Source organism: Rhodococcus sp. WS1 (genome assembly GCF_003797745.1).
In the GTDB taxonomy this organism is placed as follows: domain Bacteria; phylum Actinomycetota; class Actinomycetes; order Mycobacteriales; family Mycobacteriaceae; genus Rhodococcus_F; species Rhodococcus_F erythropolis.
The window spans coordinates 611,739-636,695 of sequence record NZ_RKLZ01000001.1 but is presented as its reverse complement, the minus strand read 5'-3'; the positions used below and the strand labels follow the sequence as shown (position 1 = coordinate 636,695).

Here is a 24,957-nt window from a genome sequence, read left to right as displayed (position 1 = left end):
CAGTGGCACGAAGGCGTGGGTGGGGCGGCAATCCACCGGACAACGACGAAGATGCGTCACGTCGAATTGTCGAGGCCGCAGTCGAGCTGATCGGACGGACGAGTTCGGAAATCAGCATCGGCGACGTGGCGGAGTCACTGGGCGTGATCCGGCAGACCGTGTATCGATACTTCCCCAGCGCCGACGCTCTGATGCGGGCAGCGGCGATCGCGTCGGTCGACGGCTACCTCGATCGACTCACCACACACGTGAGCGGCATCGAAGATCCCGTCGAGGCGATGACCGAGGGTGTTCTCTACACACTGACTCAGGTCCACCGAACACCGCATCTCGGCATCCTTCTCACAAGCACGAATTCGAGTCTGCACCCGGAGGGTCTGACCTCTCAGGAGGCGCAAGCCTTCGGAATGGCGATGATCAACCGCTTCGACGTGGACTGGGTGCATTACGGCTACGACGACGCGTCACTTCAGGAACTGGTCGAATACGTCCTGCGGACGATGCAGTCGTTTTTCCTCGCGCCTGGCGACCCACCGCGGAGCGATGAGGAACTGCGGCGATACCTAAGGCGCTGGATGGGTTCTGCGATCATCGCCCAGGCAAATTCTGTCAGCGATGACCCGATCAGCGCAGGACTATCGTCAAAGCAACGGCACTGACGCACGCGGCGATGACGACGGTCAGTGCGAACAGGTCGGCGAGCTGAGGGCGCTTGGGGTACGCCGCAATCAGTCCAGTGCCCCCGCGAGCGGAGATTGCTTCGCCCATTTCGGCAGACCGCCGAATTGCCACGGACATGGTTGTGGTGATCAGGTCGACTACCGAATTGTCGGCCGCGCTGTTCACCACAGCTTTCGGGCGCAGTCGTCGCGCCGCTACCAGGGTGAGCATCTCGTCGATCAACAGTGGAAGTGAACGAATGCAGAGGGCGGTCGCGATGGCCCACTCGTCGACCGGGATCTTGAATATTCGCAGCGGTCTACCGAGCGTTGCCAGTGCCGGCGCCACGTCGCTCATCGACGTGGTCCACGCCAACATCAGTGAGACGCAGAGCAATACAAGACCGAACGTCACAGCTTGCAGGTAGATGAACACCGCGTCGAGGCCGATCGGAAGGTTGATCAACGCGCCGAGCAGGATCAGCGCCCACAACCACCACGGAGGTCGGGGAACTGCAGTCGGGGGGATGCGTCCGATCACCGCGGTCAGCAACAACAATCCCAGTACGACGCCGATCGCAGGCCAGGACGGCGCGGCCACGACCACGATGCTGACGAGAACGACGGCAACGATCTTCGTTCCGGCCCATAATCGGTGGATCGGCGATGAAGTCGGGACTTCGCGCAGAAGTGTTGTCACGTCGTCGATCCTTCCAAGGCGCTGCTGGCGGCAGGGTCGAGGATGCGACCCTGCGACAGTCGAATTGTTCTGCTGCAGACGGCATCCATGCCGTCGACATCGTGGGAGATGACGACTACTGCGGTTCCGTTCCGACGAATCCACCTGAGTACGTTCAGGATTTCGTGTCGGCCGGGTGGATCGAGCCCGGCCAATGGTTCGTCGAGGATGAGTACTCGGGGTTGGCGGACGAGGAGACCGGCCAGTACGACGCGTCGCATCTGTCCGCCGCTCAACTCGTCGATACTGCGGCCGGCGATGTGACGGTCGAGTCCGACGGCGTCGAGCGCCCAGGAGACTTGCACCGATCCGATCTCCGGACCGCCGGCGGCCTCGATGTCTTCGGCGACGGTTCGGCGTTGCAGCTGCAGCCTCGAGTGTTGGAACGTCAGACCGACAGTGCCGAGCTGACGCGAGACGGGTTTGCCGTCGAAGACCGCGGTTCCCCGGCTCGGTGCGATCAAGCCCGCCATGATCCAGGCCAGGGTCGATTTACCGGAACCGTTGCCGCCCAGGACCAGTAGCCCGTCCCCGTCTCCGATGGTCAGATTCACGTCCGAGAGTGCGCGCCGCGACCACGGAGTCCGGTCGTTGTAGGTGTGGGTGACATCGGTGAGTTGGAGGACAGTTCGAGTGCCGGCCGGCCACGGCGCAGACGGCGGACCCGCGAACGTCGACGTCATCCAACCGGGTTGGTGATCGATCTGCCGTCCGCGTTGTAGTTGAATCACCCGATCTGCGTTGCGGGTGTCGGCGTGGTGATGGGTGACCAGCACCACGGCCATCGGATGGCGCCGGGGCAGTTCGGCGAGGAGCGAGACCAATTCCTCCCGGCCGGCCTGATCGACCATCGCGGTGGCTTCGTCCGCGATCAGCAGAGCGGGGCGACGAGCCAGAGCGGCAGCAACCGCCAGACGTTGCATCTCGCCGCCGGACAGCCCTGAGGTCTCGCGCATGCCCATGCCCGCGAGTCCCACCTCGGCCAGCAGTGCATCGACGTCGGGATGCGACTCGGGCGGAAGCCCCCAGACGACGTCATCGGCGACGCGGGTTCCGAGGATCTGGCTCTCGGGACGTTGGAGGACGACGGCGGTTCCGCCGTGTCGACCGAGACCGGCGGACCCGGGCCTCGTCAGGGTCCCGACGGTCGGTGCGCGACCGGCGAGCAACCGGGTGAGTGTGGACTTGCCCGAGCCGTTGTGGCCGACGACGGTGACGAACTCTCCTCGTCGGACCGTGAAGTTGACGTCGACGAGCGCCGGCGTCGATGCACTCGGATAGGTGAAGCCCACGTGATCGAAAGTGACCGGTAGCGGGTCGATCGGACGGTCGTCGGGAGCTGTCTGGAGCGGGTCGGCCGAGGGGAGTGCGGCCAATCGATCGAGGACGGCACCGAGGACAAAATAGGAGACGACGGTGCTGAGGACGATTCCGGAGCTGATCGACAGGCCGATCCACAACCACCAGTAGTCGATGATCGAGCCGATGCTGTTCTCGATCCATTCGGCTGCGCCGACCAGCGTCGGGGCACGCTTCAAGATTGCGGCCACGCCCAGCGCGGTGTTCTCCAGCGAGGTCAACAACAAGGTGCGCAGGGGCGCGAGAACAAGCAACAGGACTATGGAGAACAACGCCAGCGCGGGTCCGATGACAAGCGACGACAGCAACGCGGAGATGAAGCCGAGACCGCGCCGCTTGACCGTACCGATGATTCCGCCGAGGAGAGCGCTCAGCGCGACCGCCGCCGCAGATCCCGAACCCGCTGCGACGAAAGCGACCGCAGTAGCCGAGACGCCGGCCGTCATCACGGCGCGGACTCGAAAGCGCTGGGCAACAATTCCCATCGGAACGGCGGCCACGAGGTTGAGGGCGCTGGCCATGGGGATGACCGTGGCAATGACGGACAACGCGACCGTGAATCCGGCCATGACGGCACCCGTTGCCAACTCGAGTGGTCGAAGGTTGCCGGTTTCGCGGACTTGCGGACGGTTGCTCACTACGTCCAGTGTGCCAGTGGTGACATAACTCCTGCCCGACTGATGGTGAGCGCATCGGCACGATTGCGTAGGCTTCACCTCAAACAATGCATCGGACGGAGCGTGGAAGACGTGAGTGCAGCACCCATCAGGGTCGGGGTTCTGGGAGCCAAGGGCAAGGTCGGTCGAGCGATCTGCGAGGCAGTGGAAGCTGCTCCCGATCTGGAACTTGTCGCTCAGGTCGATACCGGTGATCGCATCGAGACGTTCGTCGACACCCGCACTCAGGTAGTCGTCGATTTCACGCACCCCGACGTCGTCATGGGAAATCTGGAATTCCTCGTGGCCAACGGAATTCACGCCGTGATCGGCACCACCGGTTTCGACGAGTCCAGGCTTGCGACTGTGCAGTCCTGGCTCGACGAGCAGCCTGCAACGGGTGTTCTGATCGCCCCGAACTTCGCCATCGGTGCTGTGTTGTTGATGCGTTTCTCGGCTGCCGCGGCGCGCTTCTTCGATTCCGTCGAGGTCATCGAACTTCACCACCCCAACAAGGCAGATGCTCCCTCGGGCACCGCATACCGAACGGCCGCCATGATCGCCGAAGCTCGCGCGGAAGCAGGCGTCGGACGCAGCCCTGACGCCACCACGACCGAGCTCGAGGGTGCGCGCGGAGCCGACGTCGACGGAGTCCGGGTTCACTCCGTGCGGATGGCCGGACTGGTCGCGCATCAGGAAGTGATTCTCGGAACTCAGGGCGAGACGCTGACCATTCGCCACGACTCGATCGACCGGAATTCGTTCGCGCCGGGCGTTCTGCTCGGTGTCCGCCAGATCGGGTCACGTCCGGGCCTGACGGTCGGTATCGATTCCTTCCTCGATCTATGAACAAGACCACCCGCACCCTCGCGCTGATCGTTGCGATCTGTATCGCGCTCGCGGTGTACTTCGTATTGCTCGGCCAGCGCGGAATCCAGCTCATCCAAGACGGAGGCGGCGCCGCGATCGGTCTCGGGATCGGCGTGCTGATCCTGCCGTTCCTGGGGCTGTGGCTCGTCATCGCCACCCTTCGTGCCGGCTTCACACACCAACGCCTCGCGCAGCAGATTCACGACGAGGGCCTCGCTGTCGATGCGTCTTCACTTCCGAAATTGCCTTCGGGCCGGATCGAGCGGGCGGCTGCCGACGAGTTGTTCGCTCAGATCAAGGTCGACTGGGAAGCAGACCCGGACAACTGGAAGCAGAACTTCCGACTCGCTCGCGCCTACGACTATGCCGGTGACCGAAGCCGGGCGCGGGAAACCATGCGCCGCGCAGTGGAACTGGAACGTCGGTCGCGAGGCAAGTAGTTTCTCCCTGCTGTGAACAGGGGTCTGCTGGGATGCTACCGCTCCGGAACTGTTGCGGGAGAAGACGGATCCGGAGTGGTGGGGTCGAATGGCGGCGGGTTGTTCGGGTCGAAGCTAGTCATCGGCACCGAACACGTCGCGCCCACTTCGGGATACGTGTTCGGGTTGACTCGTAGCGCCGAGACGAATTGATCGATGCGAGCGTCCTCAGCGTTGTCGAGTTTGAGTTGACGGCCCCAGGACTGCAGCGAGATCGGCGAATCCAGGGTCGGATACGGCGACATCAAGGTGTAGCTCATGCCTTCGACTCGCTGTGCCAAGCGCGCCTGATCCTCACTCGAGACCAGGTCGGGGTTGTACGTGATCCACACTGCCCCGTGCTCGAGGGAATGGACCGCATTCTCGGTTCGAATGGCTTGCGGGTAGACAACTCCGGTGCAGTTTGCCCAGACCGAATCATGGCGACCACCGAAGGGCGGTGAATGTGTGTACGCCACACGTTCGTTCGGCCGTACGTGTTGAGCTGCCGGGTAGTCGACCGTGACAACTCCGTCGATGGATTCGGACGGATCCGGATTGTCGACGCTCGGAACAAACGCATCCGGTCGAGGTGTTCCTTCGAGAGAATTCGCGCACGAAGCCAGCGCGAGAACTGTCGAGATCGCCACTGTTGCTCGAAGTTGTTTGTTCACTCGGCCATGATAGCGGCGCCTGTCCGCTTTCCCGAGAGGTGAATCGACTACGACCCGAGAGAGCTTGTGGTTCCGCCCGAGTGCGCGATGTCACTGGCGCCTCGAAGAATTCGGAGCGGAGGCAGCGGCCCTTGGTATGCCTCGGAGCCACTGATCAGATCACCGGCCGCGTCGAACGCGATCGCTTCACCTTGTGGCTCGTCGGGAAGGGGCACACGAATAGGCGTGGTGGTCAAGGCTTTCGCGACATCGCCGTCGGGAGCTGTGTAGAGGTAGACATCGGTGTAGGTGCGCAGCGCTACCACCGTGCCGTCTTTGCTCACGGCGCCTCCGGTGACAGCCATCGTTCCGGCGTGGGGGACCGGCCCACCGGAAGTGAGGGTGGGAGAAAATCTGAGCTGACCTTCCTTGGCCAACATGGTCGGCGACGCCGTCCTCGGATCCTGAACCTGCTGTCGCTCAGCGGTTGTGTAGACCACGCTTGCGCCCAGGTAATCCTTGGTGACGATGACGGGAAGCCCGTTGCTCTGGATCAGCAGTGTCTCGGCATCGTGCGCCCCGTCCGGATAAACCAGGGGGTAGGGGGTCGCGGCACCTGAAGTCGGATCGAGTTCGATCAGCCCGATCGACGTTCGTACCGCGTTGTTGTCGCCGATGTCTGCCAGCCACAGGTGGCCGTCGGGAGTCGACGAGAGATCCTCGACATCGACACGAGGGGTGCCCACGCTGATCCAGCGCTGAACGTGGCAGTTCGAATCGAGTTCGGCGACTCGATCATCGGAGCCGCTGTCGCCGATTGCGTATATCCCGGCCGCGGTGACGGTGAGTCCGGACAGCTCGGAAAGGCCTTCATCGGTGGGTGTGCACAGTACGTCGAAGACGCGCGGGGCCTGTTGCGCCGCCGCCGGAACAGTGTGAACGCCGACGACTGCGGCGGCGAGAAGAACCGATCCGGCAGCCGCAGCGACTGAATGGGCAAGCGGGCGATTCCACATCACGATGCAGTCCTCCGGGCCGAAGAATCGGGACTTAGTGCCCAGAGAATACTGGACGTCCGTCTCACTTTGTCCGAATTCCAAGAAATCGCGCTTGCCGAGACGTCGTGATGCGTCAGTGATTCGCTGAGTGAATGTTGGTGCAGGAGGGGATACTCGACTCACCGGAGATCGGCGGCAACGAGCAGGAAGTGACGAAGCGATGGCGAAGCGTGATTCCGAAAAGCAAGGCGCAGATTCCCCGTCTCAGTTGATCGACCAGCGAATCGAGGAACTCGGAGACTGGCGGGGCGAGATGCTCTCCCGGATACGAACTCTGATCAAAGAGGTGGATCCGGATGTGGTGGAGGAATGGAAGTGGCGAGGAGTTCCCGTGTGGTACCACGCTGGAATGATCTGTACCGGTGAGACTTACAAGAGTGCAGTGAAGGTGACTTTTGCCAAAGGCGCATCACTCGACGACGCCTCAGGTCTCTTCAACTCCAGCCTCGAGGGCAATACGAGACGGGCGATCGATTTTCACGAAGGTGAAGCCGTCGACGAAAAGGCGTTCAAGGCACTCGTTCACGCCGCGATTGCCCTGAACACCTCGAAGAAGTAATGCCTGGTCAGAGCTGATGTTCAGCGAGGTCGAACGCACTGAGTAACGTGCGGAATTTTGTACTGGTCTCTATCAGCTCGATTTCCGGATCGGAGGAAGCGACGATTCCGCCGCCTGCGTACGCCCGCGCCGAGAGGCCGTCTGCTGCAATCTCGGCGCAACGAATAGCCACCATCCACTCGCCGTCTCCGGTTCGGTCGCACCAGCCCACGGCACCGGCGTAGAACCCGCGGTCCCCTTCGGTCGCGGTGATGTGCTCGCGTGCGGCGCCCGTCGGTGTTCCGCAGATGGCGGGGGTCGGGTGCAGCGCCATTGCCAGCTCGAGCGAGGTCAGGTTCGGATCGGTCAGGACACCTTCGATCTTGGTCCCGAGGTGCCACAGTTGCGGTGTCCGAAGGAGTTCCGGTGCGCTGGGTGCATTGAATGATGTGCACAGTGGTCCGAGTATCGCGCTGATGGAGTCGACGACAAACGCGTGTTCGGCGAGATCTTTGGTCGACGCGCGGAGTTGCTCGGCATTCGCCTCGTCCTGATCCGAATTCGGGTGCCGTGCAATCGAGCCCGCCAACGGGTGGCAGGTGACGACGTCGCCTCGCCGTTCGATCAGAACCTCGGGCGTCGAGCCGACCAGCGAACGCCCGCGGTACTTTCCTCCGGCGGGGGACAAGTCGACGCAGAAACCGTTGTGCGCGTGATCGAGTGCAATCAGTTTCTCGGCCAGATCGGCGGGAAAGATCGTGGACTCGGCCTCGATGGTCAGGGAGCGTGCGAGGACAACTTTGTCGAGTTCGCCTGCTCGAAGACGTTCGATGGCGCCGCGGACCCTGTCGGTGTGGATCTGCGGGCTGGGTTCGAATCCGGCTACCCGCGAAGTGGGTAGCGTCGGCACGTTCGAGTGATATAGATCACCGCGGACTCGTGTGAAACTCAGTGGCGCGGTGAGGGCGGACGGCGTCTCCGGGGAGAACGGCAGGGCGCCGACGACCGAGTCGATGCGGCCCGTTTTGAGGGCTTCAGCGGCGTCGAAGGCCGAGTCGAATTCTTCGACTACTCCCGAAGTGCGGATCGACGTTTGCCTACGTGAGAGCAGGAAAACGGAGTCCGTTTCATCGTCAGTCCGGTTGTTGCGCAACGGGAATTCGGAGACTTCGGCGAGTGCTGACATGGACACCCTTCCAGTTCGACAGGATTACTTGCTATGTTGAGGCTAGCCTTAGTTTGGGTGAATTTGTGTCCTGAGCATCCGGGTTGTGTACTTCCGTACCGTTATGGTTAGGCTGGCCTAAAGTAAAGGCGTGCGGACGGGGTCGACACGAGGGGTGGGTTGGCTCGATCTGAGCGCGTCGACCACTACTCGAGGAGACCGATGAGCAACACCGTGGACCGTGACCAGATCGTGCGCGACGTCGCCGAGGTTCTGTCGATGAGGGCAGAACAACTCGGCGACGACGCGGACCTGGGTGACGAAGGCCTGGACTCGGTTCGCTTGATGACGCTCGTCGAACGTTGGCGAGGAGCGGGCGCGGATGCCGACTTCGCGGAGTTGGCAGAAGAACCGACGATCAATGCCTGGGTTCAGGTGCTGTGCCCGCAGTGAGCGATCGCCGAATTGCCGTAGTCACCGGTGCGGCGGCGGGGATCGGCGCCGCAGTGGCCCGGACTCTTGCGCGCGACGGGTATTCGCTGGCACTTCTCGATCGCGACGACGTCGAATTGAAGCGGGCAACTGCGGAATTGGCAGAAACAATCGTCGAAGGCGCCGATATCGAGAGTCACGTCGTGGACGTGACCGATCGGCAGGCAGTCGACGCTGCAGTGGCCTCCACGATGGACACGTTCGGCCGGATCGACGCGCTCGCGCACGTCGCCGGAATTCTCGACACCGGATCGGTGCTGGACTCCGATCCAGACCAGTGGCGGAAGATATTCGGCGTCAACGTATTCGGATTGCTCAACGTTCTGCAAAGTGTGGGACTGGAAATGCGTCGCCGGCGGGCTGGGTCGATCGTGGTGGTCTCGTCCAACGCGGCCGGTGTCCCACGTATCGGGATGGGTGCTTACGGTTCGTCCAAAGCTGCTGCCACCATGTTGGTTCGAACCGCGGGCCTGGAGTTGGCTGTCGACGGGATTCGCGTCAACGTTGTCGCTCCGGGTTCCACAGACACAGCGATGCAGCGGTCATTGTGGTCGGACCCTTCCGACGATTCGGGTGCCGACGCTGTCATCGAAGGCGATCTGGCGGGCTATCGCCTGGGCATTCCGCTCGGAAAACTTGCCACCGCAGACGATATCGCGGACTCGGTGCACTTCCTGCTGTCCGACCGGGCGGCCCACATCACCATGCAGGCGCTGTACGTCGACGGCGGAGCGACGCTAAAAGCGTGAGATGTATTTGCTGACAGTACTTTCGAAGAGGAGTCACTTGCATGACATCGAGGATCGCTCGCGAGCCCTTGGCGCCCGTCGCACAGTATCCACCCGAATTGGTGACGCATTATCGGGAACGAGGCTACTGGACTGACGAGACGCTGGCCGGATTCATCACGGCCGCGGCCGCACGGCATCCCGACAACGAAGCGGTAGTAGGCAGCGATGCCACCGGGGCACAAACACGGCTGACGTATTGCGACCTCGATCGTCGCAGCTCGGCAGTGGCCGGAGGCCTGTCCGGGTTGGGTGTTCGCGCCGGTGACCGTGTGCTTCTGCAGCTACCGAACATCGTGGAATACGTCGAAGCATTGTTCGGTGTGTTGAAGCTCGGCGCCCTGCCGGTATTCGGGCTGCCAGCGCATCGCCGAACCGAAATCGGATACTTCTGCCAGTTCGCTGATGTCGCTGCCTATATCGTCGCCGACCGTCATGGCGGGTTCGACTACCGCGCACTGGCGCGTGAGGTGAACGAAGGCCTCGAAACTCCGCCTGTTGTGATCGTGGCCGGCGACCCCGAAGAGTTTGTCGGTTTCGATTCGCTACGCGGATACGAGATTCCCGTTCTTGCCGACGTCGATCCGTTGTCGGTCGCCTTTCTTCAGCTTTCCGGTGGCACGACCGGTGTTCCGAAGCTGATTCCGCGAACGCACGCCGACTACCTCTACTCGGTGCGGGCATCCAACCCGATCTGCGGCGTCGACGATTCGACGCGCATGTTGGTGGTTCTCCCTGCTGCGCACAATTTTCCGATGAGTTCGCCGGGCATTCTCGGTGTCTTCCACGCGGGCGGCACCGTGGTTCTGGCGCCGGACACCATGCCGTCCACAGCTTTCGGTCTGATCGAATCAGAGCGAGTCACGCACGCGTCGCTGGTTCCGCCGATCGCATTGGCCTGGATGGCCGCCCCCAGCAAGGCAGATCACGACCTGTCGAGCTTGCGGGTTCTCGGCGTCGGCGGAGCGAAGTTCAGCGCCGAAGCTGCCGCACGCGTACCCACGGAGCTGGGCTGCACCCTTCAGCAGGTGTTCGGCATGGCTGAGGGTTTGGTCAACTACACCCGCCTCGACGACACGCAAGAATTGATCGTCAGCACGCAGGGCCGGCCCATTTCACCGGACGACGAGGTTCGTGTAGTCGATGACGATGGCGCGCTCGTCGAGCCCGGAACCACGGGGCACTTACTGACTCGGGGGCCGTACACGATCCGTGGCTATTACCGGGCGGATGCGCACAATGCCGAGGTCTTCGACGCCGAAGGTTTCTATCGCACCGGCGATCTGGTCAGCGTCACCGATACGGGACACCTGATTGTCGAGGGCCGCGCAAAGGACCAGATCAACCGCGGCGGCGAGAAGGTGGCCGCCGAGGAGATCGAGAACCACCTGCTCTCGCATCCTGCTGTCCACGATGCGGCCGTCGTCGCTGTTCCCGACGAGTACCTGGGCGAGCGAACCTGCGCCGTTCTGGTGATTTCCGGAGATGCACCGACCGTCGGCGAGATCAAGCGATACATACGAGGCCGAGGCGTTGCGGCGTACAAGGTTCCGGATCGAGTGGAGTTCGTGACCGAGTTCCCCGTCACCGGCGTCGGAAAGACCAGCAAGGCGGCCTTGCGCCGTGTTCTCAGCGAATCGATTGCCGCACAGACTCTGTCGAGTTGATCGGTTCCCACCCCCACATTTTCGAGGAGATTCATCATGGCGCTACCCACAGCAGTGCGATACGAGATGCCCACCGAGTTTCCGCAGAATCGGGTCGACTGGACTCTCGATCCTTCCCGAGCGGTGCTGCTTCTGCACGACATGCAGGAATATTTCGTGAACGCGTACGACCGAAGCGTCGACCCGCTCCAAACCGTGGTTCCGAACATCGACCGGCTTCGTTCGTCGGCGCGAGCTGCCGGAATCCCGATCGTCTACACCGCGCAACCCGGTGATCAGGATCCCGAGGAGCGTGCGTTGCTGTCGGATTTCTGGGGACCGGGTCTGAAGGCAGATCCCGCTCACACCGACGTGATCGCCGAGTTGGCTCCGCATCCGGACGACGTGATGCTCACAAAATGGCGCTACAGCGCCTTCATCAAAACGGATCTGCGTGAGCGGCTGCGCGAGAGTGGGCGTGACCAGCTGATCATCACCGGAATCTATGCCCACATCGGTTGCCTGACTACCGCTTTGGACGGGTTCATGCAAGACGTGCAGATCTTCTTCGTGGGCGACGCGGTGGCCGACTTCTCCCTGGGCGAGCATGTCGGCGCCCTCGAGTACGCGGCCGGGCGCTGCGCCTCGGTCACCCGAACCGATGACCTGGTCAAGGCGATGAGCGCGGAAACGGTTTCGGCGTAGGCGTGAACGGCGACGGGTGCGCCGCCCGTCGCCGTATTGTCAGGTGTGTGAAGACTTTGTTGGTGGTTCACCACTCGCCCTCGCCGACAACCCACGAATTGTTGGATGCAGTCCTTGCCGGTGCTCGCGATCCGGAGATCGAGGGTGTGGAGGTGAAGGTGGTGCCGGCGTTGGCGGTGACGGTGCCCGACGTCCTCGCTGCTGACGGCTATCTTTTCGGTACCACCGCCAATTTCGGATACATGTCGGGTGCGCTCAAGTACTTCTTCGACACCACGTACTACCAATGTCTCGGTGCGGTGTCGGATCGGCCGTACGGCCTGTGGGTTCACGGCAACAACGACACTGCTGGTGCCGTGTCGTCGGTGCGCAAACTCGCGACAGGGCTCGGGTTGGTCGCGGTGGCGGATCCGCTCGAAGTGACTGTGAGCGTGGACAAATCTGTCCGCGATGGTTGTTATGAACTGGGCGGAACCGTCGCAGCAACGCTGATGGACTAGCCTTCACTTTCTCGTTTCGGTTCACGAAAGAGACTGTCCCGCAAGCGGTTGTAGAAGCGCGTGTCCTCTGGTGAACGCGTCGGGAGCCGTCGGTTTTCGGGTCACCGGCGAGGCGGATTCCCCGATTCATTGACATTTAGTTTAGGCTACCCAAAACGACGTTAGGTCACCCTTGGGTGACGTGTGTCCACAGACGAGGGGATCAGTGTGAGCGTTCTTCCAGGTTCGAACTCCGGAGCGGCAAACGAAGCTACGTTTGCTCTCACAGGAGCTCAACTCGGGATTTGGAACGCACAGAGGCTTGATCCCGAATCTCGGAGCTATCTCGTCGGTGAGGTGCTCGAAATCTCGGGCGACGAACCGATCGACACCGAAGTTCTGACGGCCGCCATCAGGGCGACGATCGGCGAAGCCGAAACCATGCGGCTGCGGATGATCGAGACGGCGGACGGCCCGCGTCAGTACATCTCCGACGAGCCGGTTGGTGTCATCCCGATCACCGACGTCCGTGACGAGCGCGATCCCGTAGCCGTGGCGCACGCATTGGTCGACGCCGAGCGCAGCCGGGCGTCCGAGTACTGCCGCTTGATGGTGGAGCGCCCGCTTTACACGTACTCGCTGATCAGGCTGTCCGATCGCGAGATCTGGTGCATCCAGCTCTATCACCACCTGATCGTCGACGGATACAGCGCAGCCATGATTTCGCGTCGTGTCGCCGCGCACTACACGGCGGCGAAGAAGGGAACCGACGTCGCACCAACGCGATTCGGTTCGATGAGTGCGTTGGTCGCCGAGGACGAGGCGTACCGGGCGGGCAACCAGTTCGTCGAAGATCGTGACTACTGGCGTGATGTCCTGACGCCTTTGCCCGCGTTGGACGGACGGGGCCAGCAGGTCACCGGTCCAGCGGAACGAACGATCCAGGTTCGCGAGGTCATCAGTGCCGACGCCCTCGGCCGCCTCAAAGCGGTGGCAGACGCGACGGGAACAACGTGGGCCGAGGCACTGATCGCCTGCTACGGCGCGTTTCTCCACCGGTTGCTCGGCGAGACGGATGTTGTCATCGCGATGCCACTCATGGCGCGCGTAGGCCGCACGGCACTCAAGACGCCGGCCATGGCAGTCAACGTTCTGCCTCTCCGGTTGACGATTCGCAGCCACGATCGACTCGGTGACCTGAGCAAGCAGGTGGCCGCCACGATGAAAAGCCTGCGCGCACACCAGCGCTACCGCGGTGAGAATCTTGCTCGGGACCTGGGCGTCGCCGGCACCGGCGCACTGCTTCACGGGATCGGAATCAATCTCAAGGCTTTCGACTTCGCCCTCGATTTCGCCGGCGCTGTGGGTGTACTACGTAACGTCGCCGGAGGTCCGCCCGAGGACCTGGGTTTGACGGTCACCCCCATCGCGGACGGCGAAGTTCTCCTCGGGTTCGAAGTGGACGCGCGCACCAACACTCGGGATTCGGTTCAGCGTCGCCTCGCTGGTTTCGTGAGCATCGTCAACGCGATGGTGGGGGAGGGAGACCCTGCCGTCGGACAGGTGCAGATGATGCCGGCACCCGAAGCTGCGCGGATCCTTGCCGGCCGTGAAATTGAACCTGTGCCTGGCTCCGTCGCCCTCGTCCCGGACGTCTTCGACCGCATCGTCGCCGATCATGCGGATGACACGGTCCTGGTGTGCGGTGAGGAACGTCTGACAGGCGCAGAACTCGGTGGCCGCGTCCGCAAACTCGCCCGGTTGCTTCGGGCTCGCGATGTCGGCCCGGACGACATTGTCGGACTTGCGCTTCCGCGTACCTCCGAGATGGTGGTGGCTCTGCTCGCGACACTGAACGCGGGCGCAGCGTACGTGGCCCTGGATCCGCAGCACCCGGCCGAGCGGTTGCGGGATCTGATCGACGACGCGCAACCGAAGGTGGTGCTCACCACTTCCGCGCTGGCCGAGCAACTCGTCGGAGATTCTCGACCCGACCCGCTCGTACTCGATTCCGACGAAGTGCGCGAAGAACTCCGTGCCCATTCCGAGTTTCCACTCGAACTCGGTGAACTGGCGACGGCGCGGCATGGCGATCACCTGGCGTACGTCATCTACACCTCGGGATCGACAGGCAAGCCGAAGGGCGTGTTGGTCAGAAGCGGTGGATTGGCGCACCTGCTTCACCATCACCGCGCCACCATCTACCGGGACACGGCCGCGCGCGTCGGAAACCGGCAACTGCACACCGCGCATACGGCGTCGTTCGCCTTCGACGCGTCTCTCGATCAGCTGTTGTGGCTGCTGTGTGGTCATCGGGTGCACGTATACGACGAAGAACTGCAGAAGGACGCCGTTGCCCTGGTCGCGGCGTTCGAGCGAGATTGCGTCGACGTGGTCGACACGACGCCGTCGATGGCGGCAGCGATGGTGGACAACGGATTGCTGCGCACGCAGCGGCTGCACCTGCTTGTCGTGGGCGGCGAGGCGGCACCGCCCGCACTGTGGGACGCGATCATCGAATCCGGTGTTCCCGCTCGAAACCTGTACGGCCCCACCGAAACGACGGTCGACGCGATCGCGACCACGGTCGAAGGTGCCGGACCGCGTATCGGGTACCCGCTCGCGGGAACCCGCGCGTACCTGCTCGACAGCGCGCTCGAACCGGTCGCCGACGGCGAACGAGGTGAGCTCTATCTGGCCGGACCGCAATTGGCCAGGGGATACCTCGGTCGCGCCGGAGCGACCTCCGAGCGTTTTGTCGCAGATCCCTTCGGGGCTCCGGGAGATCTGATGTACCGCGCCGGGGACGTCGCGCGCTGGGTACCCGGGCGGGGATACGACTTCATCGGTCGTAGCGACAAGCAGGTGAAGATCCGCGGACATCGCGTCGAGTTGAGCGAGGTCGAGGCTGTTCTCGGATCGGTGCCCGGAATCGGCGCGGCCGCCGCGCTGATCCGTACGGATGGAGGACGGCCCAGCCTGGTCGGCTACGTTGTAGCCGCCGCCGGTACGACGCTTCCGCCGCAGGAAGAATTGCGCCGAGACCTCGCCGGTCGCGTACCGGATCATCTGGTTCCCGCCGCAATCGTCGTTCTGGACGAACTACCCGTCACGGTGAACGGAAAGCTCGATCGTGCGGCACTACCTGCGCCGGCTACCGAATCGGAAGGTCGCGCTGCATCCACACCACACGAGGAAATCCTCTGTGACGTGGTGGCCGAGGTGCTAGGCCGCGAGCGCGTCGGTGTGGACGAGGATTTCTTCGGCCTCGGTGGTGACAGCATCACGGCAATCAGTGTCAGCAGTCGCCTGCGGGTGCGCGGACTGGTCGTCGCTCCGAAAGAGCTACTGGCACAGCGAGATCTGGGAACCATCGCCGCTGCGGCGCGTGAGATTGCCGATGACGCCGACGCCGTAGCCTCGGTTGCGGACGTGGCGACCGGCACCGTGATCGCTCCGCCGATCGTTCGGGCACTGATCGACAAGAATCCGACAGACGAGGCAATCGCGGGCTACACGCAGTGGACCGCAGTGCGCATCGACGACGGCCTCTCGCTTGGCGACCTGCAGTCCGGCGTGCAGACGATCCTCGATCACCATGACGCTCTACGTCTGCTCCTGCGCCGTGACAATGACAGCGGCACTACCGAATTGATCGTCCGAGACGTCGGCGCGGTGCGCAGCGAGGGGCTCGTTCACGAGGTGTCCGACACCTCCGAGCCGTCCCGGATCAGAGAGCTCGCGGAGGCGTCGGCGGCGAGTCTCGACCCACGCGCCGGTGAACTCCTGCGAGTCGTACTGGTCAATACCGAGGCCGGTCGACCCGACCACTTGATCGTCGTGGCTCACCATTTGATCGTCGACGGTGTGTCCTGGCGAATTCTGCTTCCAGACCTCCACGAAGCTACCGATGCAGCGCGCGAGCGTAGGTCGGCCCGGCTGGGTGCGGGCGGAAGTTCGTGGCGCCGATACGCGGGGTTGCTCGCAGAATTCGGGACCTCGGGCAGCATGGCATCGGAGCTCGAGTACTGGAAGTCCGCGTCGGTACAGGCGGACGACGAGCCGATCGGCAGTCGTCGTCTCGACCCGAAAGTCGACCTCACCGCAACCGCCTCTCGCACGACAACTGTTGCACCCCCGGCTGTCACCGACGCGCTGTTGACCACGCTTCCGGCGGCGTATCGAGCCAAGGCCGACGAAGTGCTTCTCGCGGGTTTGATGCTTGCCTTGCGCTCATGGCAGCACGGCCGCGGCCTCATCGGCCTGCCCGCGCAGACAGTCACCGTCGAAGGCCATGGCCGCGACGCGCTCACCAGCGACACCGACTTCGCCGGAACCATCGGGTGGTTCACCAGTGAGTTCCCCGTCCGGGTTCCCACCGATGCACTGCTCACCGCAGACGATCTTGCCGACGCACTGAGCGGCGGAGCAGCTGCCGGGCATCTGCTTCGTGCGGTGAAGGAAGCAAAACGCGCCGTACCCGGAGGTGGAGTCGGCTACGGAGTTCTGCGGCATCTGGATCGCGACACCGCACGTGACCTTTCCGCGTGCGCTACACCTGAACTGTTGCTCAACTATCTCGGCCGCTTCCCGTCCCTACCCGGAACCGGATGGCGATTGCCGGAGCAGGATCCATTCGCGGTCATCGAACCGGCGAGCAAGGCAATGTCGGAAGTGCTGGCGCTCAACGCATTTGTCCGAGAGGACGACTCGACGACGCTGGCAGTCGAATGGACTGCGGCGGGTTCAGTGCTCGACGCCGCGACGATCGTCGAGCTGCAAGAGCATTGGGAACGTGCGCTCGCTGCACTGACCGCGCATGCCGCGCTCTTCGAGGGTGGTTTGACGCCTTCCGATTGCTCGGCGACGATCTTCGGCCAGGGCGCGGTGGTCGATCAAGCCGGGATCAACGAACTCGAAGCCGTCCACGGACCGCTTGCCGATGTACTTCCGCTCTCGCCGCTACAAGAAGGCCTCCTGTTCCACGCGGTCCGTGACGGCGAAGCAGACGTCTACACACTTACTGCACGCTTCGACCTCTCCGGCCCGTTGGACGAGGTGAAGTTGGCCGACGCGTTCGAGACCGTGATCGACAGGCACCCGAACCTACGCGCAGCTTTCCACTACGAGCAGTTCGAACGGCCCGTTCAGATCATTCCGCGCGGTGCAAAAGTCGAGTGGCGTTCGGTCGACCTGACCTCCGTTCCAGCTGACACTGCATTCCGCTCTGCAGATCAGCTCGAGGACGAGGCCGCCGATTACGTCTTCGATGTCAGTACACCGCCTCTGCTGCGTGCGCTGCTGATTCGGCTGCCCGGCGGGGTGCACCGTTTGGTCCTCAATGCGCATCACCTGCTCACCGACGGGTGGTCGACTCCGATCGTCCTGCGCGAGCTGATGAACGTCTACCACGACGGCGATGCGCACCTTCCTGCGCCGACGCCGTATCGCGACTACTTGGCATGGATCGCCGGCCGTGATCAGGACTCTGCCCGCGCAGTGTGGAGTGAGCGTCTGCGTGGGCTCACCGCGCCGACTCTCGTTGCCGACGCAGGGGCGCCGCGAAGTGTGCCCGTCGCGCTCGAGGTTCCTCTCGCGACATCGGACGCCGAAGCGCTGATCGAACTCGGTCGTGCGCGAGCGCTGACGGTCAACACCCTGGTTCAGGGTGCGTGGGCGGCGGCGCTCGCCGAAGCGACGGGACAGTGGGACGTCGTGTTCGGGGCCACGGTGTCCGGCCGACCTGCCGAACTCTCCGGGGTGGAGGGAATGGTCGGGTTGTTCAGCAACACGATTCCGGCCCGCCTCGACATCGTCGCGGATCAGCCCTTGCTGGATCAGTTCGTCGGTCTGCAGAACGCGCAGTTCGACATCGTGGACGTCGAGCACACCAGTTTGGCCGAGATCGAACGCATCGCCGGGATCGGTCAACTGTTCGACACGCTCCTGGTGTTCGAGAACTTCCCGAACTCCGGTGCGGGACAGCCTGCATCGCACACACTTCGAGTCGAGGGATTCACCAACCGCGGAGTCACGCACTATCCGATGACGTTGATGGCGCCGCCGAGCACCGGTCTGGATCTGGTCCTGTACCACGATCCGGCAGTTGTCTCCGAAGCCACGGCGCAGCGAATGGTCACACGGCTCGCGGAGATCCTGCGTGGGTTGCTGACCGAGCCGACAGCTCCCGCATCCGCGGTGCTCTCGGTTGTCCGACAGACCCGCCGCGTTGCCGATGCGGTGGCTGTCACAAAAATGGTGGCTGTCACGAAAAAGGCGGCCGCGTCTGATCAAGCGATCGATGTCGATCCAGCGGTCGTCGATGCAGTGTGCGCCTGTGTCGCAACGGTGTTGGAGATTCCCGACGTCGATCCGGGTGACAATTTCTTCACTCTCGGCGGTCACTCGCTCACAGCGATGCGGTTGGTGGGAAGTCTGCGGAAGCTGGGAATACGCGTCGTCGTCTCCGATGTCTTCGACACCCCGACCCCCCTCGGTCTTGCAATGGCCGCACGCGTCGATCAGAAGAAGTTCTCGCCGGATTCGGTTGCTGTCGTCGATCGACCCGCCGTGACCGTGGCGACGTTCCGCGCCCCGGCAGTGGCGGGAAATCCTGATCACGAGCGGTATTGGGTTCGCACGCTCGCGGGCTTGCCCCTCGAAACGGACCTTCCCTACGATCGCCCGCGCGGCGAAGAGTGCCGCCCGCACACCTACGTTCGTCAGCTACGCGATGCTCGGTTCGGTGACGGATCAGGATTCGACGCGGTGCTGTTGGCCGCAGTGGCGGCGACGCTGAACGGCTTCGGTGGCGGTCGGGACCTTGCGGTCGGACTGTTCTCGGAAGGGACTGACAGCCTGATTCGGGTCGATCTGTCCGGTCGGCCGAGAATTGCCGATGTCGTTCGACGAGTCGAAAACGCTGTCTCTGAGGCACTTGCGCATTCCGATGTCAGCCTGGACCGAATCGCCGATCTACTCGGGCGTCCCACCAGCAGTCTGTTCGCTGCCCGTGTCGGTCACTCGCCCGGAAATAGCGTCGACCTCGAATTCGTCCGAACCGCAACAGAACTTCGATTGACGGTTGATGCCGGGCTGTTCGACGCCGCGACTGCGGACGCATTGCTCGACGGTGTGATCGCGGTCCTCGGTCACGAAAACAGCACTGTCGTCGCGGATCTGCGATTGTCGGAAAGCAAGTGGGATCGCGATCCGGGCCGACGCGCGACGCCGCCGTCGGGGATCTCGCAGTTGTTCGCTCGACACGTCAGCCGTCACCCCGACGACGTCGCGGTGATCTCCGGCGAGGTCGGAATTACCTACGGGGAACTGTCGGCGCGCGTCGACGAGCTGGCCCGCGAACTTCTCGCGGCCGGCGCCGGACCCGAGAAGGTAGTCGCCGTCGCGCTCGATCGAGATGCGGATCTGGTGGCCGGACTGCTCGCGGTACTGCGTATTGGTGCGGCGTACCTGCCACTCGACGTCGACTACCCGAGTGAGCGGCTCGAGTTCATGATCGAGGACGCGGCCCCGGTGTGTGTCCTGACCAGTATCGACAGCGCAGGGCAACTTCCGTCGACGGTCGCCACGAGTGTCTTCGTGGACGGTGAGTTCACCAACTCGGGCGTTGTGCTTCCTTCACCGCCCGCGGCGGGTGATCACCTCGCATACATGATCCACACCTCCGGTTCGACGGGTCGCCCCAAGGGCGTGATGGTCTCGACGGGCAACCTCGCGGCCTTCGCGGACACGGTACTCGAGGATTGCTGGATCAGGCCGGGCGATCGCATCGTCGCGGTGACAACGGTGTCGTTCGACATCGCCGCACTCGAGTTGCTGTGCCCGCTCGCAGCGGGCGCGACTGTCGTGATCGCAGACCGCAGGACGGTTCGCGATCCGGATGCGTTGTCGGCGTTGATCATCGCAAGCGATGCGACAGTGATGCAGGCAACGCCGGCGCTGTGGCGAGTGGTCACCGAACACGAGAACGCAGTCGGACTCGCCATGGTGCGAGCCCTGGTGGGAGGGGAAGCCCTCCCTCAGGATCTGGCTGACGATCTGGTGGCCAACGCTGCTTCGGTCCGGAATGTCTACGGACCCACCGAGGCCACGGTGTGGGCGACATCTTCGGTCATCACGACCGGCGACCGAGTCACGATCGGTCAGCCCTGGACCGACGTGCACGTGCGAATCCTCGACGACGACCTGCGTGAGGTTCCGGAAGGCGTTGCGGGCGAGCTGTATCTGGGTGGTGCGCAGGTGGTCCGCGGATACCTGAATCGCCCCGATCTGACCGTCGCTCGGTTCGTTGCCGATCCTTCTCTGCCGGGGGCACGTCTCTACCGCACCGGCGATCTGGTCCGACGCAGGCGAGGGGTTTTGCACTTCCTTCGTCGTGCGGACGATCAGGTGAAGGTTCGCGGTTTCCGTATCGAGCTCGGCGAGGTCGAAGGCGCGCTCGGATCGGTGGCCGGTGTGTTCCGCGCGGCAGCCACCGTCCGTGTCGATGCGGCGGGCACCGGAAGTCTGCACGGATATGTGGTTCCCGAAGGTGGAACCACGCTCGATTCGGTACTGGTGCGCAAGGAGATTGCGCGGCTGCTCCCTGAGCACATGGTGCCGCAGAGCATCACGGTGCTCGAAGCACTCCCGCTCACCCTCAACGGCAAGGTGGACCGAAAGGCATTGCCCGACACCGCGCCGGATCGTGTGCCGAGCCCACTCGTAAACGTCGATGCGGATCGTCGGGCACGGCTCGAGTCGCTGAGCCCGGGCTGGCAGGACGTGTTGCCACTCGGTCCCTTGCAGGAAGGCATGTACTTCCAGTCGGTTCTCGACGGCGCGGGCGGTACGGATGTCTATCACATGCAGCCGCGATTCGAGTTCTCCGCCGATGCTGCCGTCGACGTTCGCTCACTCCGAGCAGCGGGGGATGCGCTCTTGCGGCGCTATCCGAACCTGCGGGCCGGCTTCACACACGCCGGTTTCGACACTCCGGTGCAGTTCGTGCCCAGGGCAGCCGAAATGCCTTTCCGCGAGATCGATCTGAGCGCAGTTGCGACCGAGGACATCGATCGCGAGGTTCGCGCCGTCGACGAGGCCGAATTCGGTACGCTCTTCGACTTGAGTGCACCACCACTCATTCGAATGGTGCTGGTCTGGTTACCGGGTGGGGGAGCGCATCTCGTCTTCACTCAGCACCACCTGCTGACCGACGGTTGGTCGCAGACCTTGATGTACGCGGAGTTGTTTGCGCTCTACGAGTTTGCTCGCACTCACGGCACGGACCCGGTTGGACTCGACGGCGCGCTCGACAAGCCTGCGGACTTCCGTGATCACCTGCGATGGATCGCCGAAGCGGATCGCACGGACGCCCTCTCGTCCTGGAAGGACTACCTCGCGGATCTCGGGCAACCCACACTCGTGGGTGGTACGGGATCAGGCGGACGCGCTCCGTTGCCGGTGTTCACCCGGGTTCAGCTCGAACAGAGCATCACCGAGCACGTTCGCGAGCTGGCCAGACGTAGCGGAGTGACGCTGTCCACCGTCGTCTCTGCGGCGTGGGGCCTGGCATTGCGCGCCGTGACGGGGCGTGACGACGTGGTCTTCGGATCGACGGTTTCGGGACGTTCACCCGAGGTCGAGGGCGCCGACCGCATGGTGGGCTTGGCGCTCAACACCATTCCCGTGCGTGTCCGGGTCCGGCCAGGCGAGGAGATCTCGGCGTTGCTCGGACGCCTGTTCCGTGAACAGGGTTCGCTGCTGGGGCATCACCAGCTCGGGCTCGGCGACGTGCAGCGAAGCGCTGGGTTCGCAACACTGTTCGACACGCTCTACGTCTTCCGCAACACGCCTCGTGACGAACAGGCACGTCGAGACACGTTCGGGCGCAGTGGAATCGTCGGGTTCGACGCAGTGGACGGCACCCACTATGCGCTCACGCTCGACGTGGATCCGGGGGTCGGGGATGCGCCGATGGCGCTCACTCTCGAAAATCGTCCCGACCTGATTCCCCACGACGTGGCTCGGGACGTTCTTTCACGCACCATCACGATCCTCGAAGTGATGGCGAATTCCGATACCGCCACGGTGGCGGACACGGCGGTTCCGCTTTCGCACACCCCCGCGGAATTCGCTTCGGAGCACATTGTGATGCCGCGGCCGGACCAGGCAGGCGGTAGCGTGGACGCCTTGCTCCGCGAAAGGGCAGCGGCAACTCCGGACGAGACGGCGCTGGTCTTCGGAGACGTCACACTGAGCGCAGCCGAGATGAACACTCGAGTGGACAGGCTGGCACGGATACTCGCTTCGGCGCTGGGGCAGTCGGTGCCAGGCGCGGGATCGACCCGTGTTGTGGCGCTCGCACTTCCGCGTACCGCCGATCACGTCGTAGCGATCTTCGCGGTCATGAGAACCGGAGCGGCATACCTTCCCTTGGATCTGGCTCACCCGCCGGCACGCCTGCGCGAACTGATCCTCGACAGCGATGCGGCGCTGGTGATCACCACGACTCAGACGCGTGACCTTGTTGTTCCGGACGGACAGGTATGTCTGGTCCTCGACGACCCGGACGTAACCGGGGTACTCGACGGGCAGTCCCCGGCACCTGTAGTCGACGAGGCCGCAGTGTGCGGGCCGACCTCACCGGACCAGCCTGCCTACGTCATCTACACCTCGGGCAGTACCGGAAAACCCAAGGGCGTCGTGGTGGGTCACCGCGGGTTGACGACGATGTATCACAATCACAAGGCCGAGATCTTCACTCCGACCGAAAACAGTGTGGGTGGCCGACGTTTGCGCATCGCGCACACAGTCTCGTTCTCGTTCGACATGTCGTGGGAGGAACTGTTCTGGTTGCTCGCGGGGCATGAAGTTCACGTGATCGACGAGCAGGCGCGACTGGACCCCGCGTCTCTGGTGAAGCATTACCGCGAAGTCGGTATCGACGTCGTGAATGTAACCCCCTCGTATGCACGGGAACTGATGGCCGCCGGTCTCCTCGACGGGGAGCGGACGCCTGTGTTGGTGATGCTCGGAGGAGAAGCTGTACCTGCCGAACTGTGGTCGCGATTGCGCGATCAGGACGGTGTCGACGGGTACGACCTTTACGGGCCGACGGAGTTCACGATCAACGCGATGGGATCCCCGGTTCAGGGGAGCGAGACACCGTGCTTGGGTCGTCCGATTCTGAACGCGTCCGCGCGGGTACTCGATTCGGGGCTGCGGGAGGTTCCGATCGGAGCGGCGGGCGAGCTGTACATGTCCGGTGACGGAACGGCGATGGGTTACCTTCACCGGACCGCGCTGACATCTTCCGTATTCGTCGCTGATCCCTACTCGGTCGGTCACCGCATGTACCGCACGGGTGACGTCGTTCTGCGTCGCCGCGACGGCGAACTCGAATATCTGGGTCGCGCAGACCATCAGGTCAAGATCCGAGGCATTCGGATCGAATTGGGTGAAGTGGAATCCGCGCTGGCGTCGTTGCCGGGAGTGTTGAGAGCGGCAGCGTCAGTCCGTAGCGAAGGCGGTGGGCCGCCGCGACTGGTCGGGTACGTCATCGAAGAACCCGGCGCTGATTCAACCGATCTGCGAGCTGCGTTGCGGGAACGCGTACCGGCACACCTGGTTCCGTCGGACATCGTCGTCGTGGATTCGATTCCGCTGACGCCCAACGGAAAACTGGACCGCGGTGCGTTGCCGGCACCCCCCGCCCGAGCAGCGGCCCGAGCACCGCGAACCGAGATGGAAAGGCAACTGTGCCAGGTCTTTGCGCGGGTACTCGGCGTCGAGGCCGTCGATCCCGACGAGAGCTTCTTCGATCTCGGCGGCGACTCGCTTCGAGCCATGCGACTGGTGGGGGAGATGGAGCATGACCTGTCGGTGAGCGTCGGTGTGGGAACGCTGATGGCCCGTCCGACAGTTGCAGAACTTGCAGCACACCTTGGCGAGTCGGCGTCCGAAATCGATTTAAGTCGCGATCGCCTTCTGACACTCCGAGCCGAAGGCAGCGAAGAACCACTGTTCTGCGTGCATCCGGCCGGTGGATTCGCTTGGCCCTTTGCACCTTTGATCGGTGTCCTCGAGGCTGACCGTCCACTGTTCGGCCTGCAACTTCCCACAGTTGCCGGTGAGCCACTCGAACCGACGAACGTGGACCAACTGGCAGCGATGTACGTCGACACGATTCGGGGCGTTCAGCCGAGCGGGCCGTACCACCTGCTCGGCTACTCGTTCGGTGGCAACGTCGTTGCCGCGATGGCGGCTCAGCTGGTCGGTATCGGCGAGAGGGTGGAGTTCGCCGGTCTGATCGATACTCATCCACTGGGAGATCGTGACGATCGCGGTCGCGACGATGCCGACGACCGAGATCTGGCCGCCGCCCTGCCACCCGAGATCCTCACTCAGGCAACGGGACTGGTCGAGGATGTTCGGGCGGGTTTTGATGCCACTCGTTTGCTCGTGGCCCGCTCGACTGACACAACCTACGACGGACCGGTTACTCTGATCACCGCCGACGCCGAGGCGTCCGGACAGCTGCTGGCCGATCGCTGGCGCAGAGTCCGCGGGGACCGGGACATGGCAGTACACCATCTGCCGTACGACCACGCCGGATTGGTGACCCCAGCCGGGTGGGCGGCAATTGCCCCGCTGCTCGACAGCCATTTGTCGAAACGCACGGCCACATAGTT

The 24,957-nt window shown here is 63.5% G+C and carries 15 protein-coding genes; 10 read left to right on the top strand and 5 right to left on the bottom strand.

Features of this window, described 5'->3' with window-relative positions; genetic code table 11:
* The first annotated feature begins 2 nt into the window (after window positions 1–2).
* Entirely contained in the window at window positions 3–659 is a 657-nt protein-coding gene (locus EEB12_RS02825) for a TetR/AcrR family transcriptional regulator (protein WP_021344025.1), read from the top strand.
* Here EEB12_RS02825 and EEB12_RS02820 read toward each other — a convergent pair.
* Together EEB12_RS02820 and EEB12_RS02815 are read right to left on the bottom strand one after the other, a co-directional pair.
* Window positions 625–1,359, bottom strand: a complete 735-nt coding sequence (locus EEB12_RS02820; protein WP_141487376.1) for an energy-coupling factor transporter transmembrane component T family protein — start codon at window positions 1,357–1,359, stop codon at window positions 625–627. The genes EEB12_RS02825 and EEB12_RS02820 overlap by 35 nt on opposite strands.
* Entirely contained in the window at window positions 1,356–3,395 is a 2,040-nt protein-coding gene (locus EEB12_RS02815) for an ATP-binding cassette domain-containing protein (protein WP_019748143.1), read from the bottom strand. Before EEB12_RS02815 ends, EEB12_RS02820 begins: the two co-directional genes overlap by 4 nt.
* Before the next feature lie 102 nt (window positions 3,396–3,497).
* On the opposite strand from EEB12_RS02815, the gene dapB reads away from it, so the two are divergent.
* Both dapB and EEB12_RS02805 read left to right on the top strand, forming a co-directional pair.
* Window positions 3,498–4,262 carry a 4-hydroxy-tetrahydrodipicolinate reductase gene (gene dapB / locus EEB12_RS02810; RefSeq protein WP_019748144.1) on the top strand — a complete coding sequence of 255 codons (765 nt, stop codon included), beginning with the start codon at window positions 3,498–3,500 and terminating at the stop codon, window positions 4,260–4,262.
* On the top strand, window positions 4,259–4,723 hold the full coding sequence (locus tag EEB12_RS02805) for a hypothetical protein (RefSeq protein ID WP_020907483.1): 465 nt from the start codon (window positions 4,259–4,261) through the stop codon (window positions 4,721–4,723). The genes dapB and EEB12_RS02805 overlap by 4 nt, the downstream gene beginning before the upstream one ends.
* Before the next feature lie 35 nt (window positions 4,724–4,758).
* Here the strand turns inward: EEB12_RS02805 and EEB12_RS02800 are convergent, their stop codons facing one another.
* Window positions 4,759–5,415, bottom strand: coding sequence for a DUF3105 domain-containing protein (locus tag EEB12_RS02800; protein ID WP_019748146.1), 657 nt, complete (start codon window positions 5,413–5,415; stop codon window positions 4,759–4,761).
* Window positions 5,416–5,462: 47 nt separating this feature from the next.
* Window positions 5,463–6,410, bottom strand: coding sequence for a hypothetical protein (locus tag EEB12_RS02795; protein ID WP_202023267.1), 948 nt, complete (start codon window positions 6,408–6,410; stop codon window positions 5,463–5,465).
* Window positions 6,411–6,612: 202 nt separating this feature from the next.
* Between EEB12_RS02795 and EEB12_RS02790 the strand changes: the two genes are divergently transcribed.
* On the top strand, window positions 6,613–7,011 hold the full coding sequence (locus EEB12_RS02790) for a DUF1801 domain-containing protein (RefSeq protein WP_020907486.1): 399 nt from the start codon (window positions 6,613–6,615) through the stop codon (window positions 7,009–7,011).
* Between the two features lie 7 nt (window positions 7,012–7,018).
* Here EEB12_RS02790 and EEB12_RS02785 read toward each other — a convergent pair whose 3' ends face one another.
* The gene (locus tag EEB12_RS02785; RefSeq protein ID WP_141487374.1) at window positions 7,019–8,176 is read right to left on the bottom strand and encodes an isochorismate synthase MenF; all 1,158 of its coding nucleotides are present in this window, start codon (window positions 8,174–8,176) and stop codon (window positions 7,019–7,021) included.
* Between the two features lie 201 nt (window positions 8,177–8,377).
* Between EEB12_RS02785 and EEB12_RS02780 the strand changes: the two genes are divergently transcribed.
* The 6 genes from EEB12_RS02780 to EEB12_RS02755 all read left to right on the top strand — a co-directional run bounded on the left by EEB12_RS02780 (window position 8,378) and on the right by EEB12_RS02755 (window position 24,955).
* A complete protein-coding gene (locus EEB12_RS02780) occupies window positions 8,378–8,608 on the top strand; it encodes a phosphopantetheine-binding protein (protein WP_003942230.1) in 231 nt (76 codons plus the stop codon).
* Window positions 8,596–9,396: a 2,3-dihydro-2,3-dihydroxybenzoate dehydrogenase gene (locus EEB12_RS02775; protein ID WP_141487373.1), complete on the top strand. Its 801-nt coding sequence runs from the start codon at window positions 8,596–8,598 to the stop codon at window positions 9,394–9,396. Before EEB12_RS02780 ends, EEB12_RS02775 begins: the two co-directional genes overlap by 13 nt.
* A gap of 41 nt (window positions 9,397–9,437) precedes the next feature.
* Complete coding sequence (locus EEB12_RS02770; RefSeq protein ID WP_141487372.1) at window positions 9,438–11,102, top strand: (2,3-dihydroxybenzoyl)adenylate synthase; 1,665 nt, start codon at window positions 9,438–9,440, stop codon at window positions 11,100–11,102.
* Window positions 11,103–11,138: 36 nt separating this feature from the next.
* On the top strand, window positions 11,139–11,786 hold the full coding sequence (locus EEB12_RS02765) for an isochorismatase family protein (RefSeq protein ID WP_019748152.1): 648 nt from the start codon (window positions 11,139–11,141) through the stop codon (window positions 11,784–11,786).
* Window positions 11,787–11,833: 47 nt separating this feature from the next.
* Window positions 11,834–12,286 carry a flavodoxin family protein gene (locus tag EEB12_RS02760; RefSeq protein WP_141487371.1) on the top strand — a complete coding sequence of 151 codons (453 nt, stop codon included), beginning with the start codon at window positions 11,834–11,836 and terminating at the stop codon, window positions 12,284–12,286.
* Between the two features lie 207 nt (window positions 12,287–12,493).
* A complete protein-coding gene (locus EEB12_RS02755; RefSeq protein WP_258537430.1) occupies window positions 12,494–24,955 on the top strand; it encodes an amino acid adenylation domain-containing protein in 12,462 nt (4,153 codons plus the stop codon).
* Window positions 24,956–24,957: the final 2 nt, after the last annotated feature.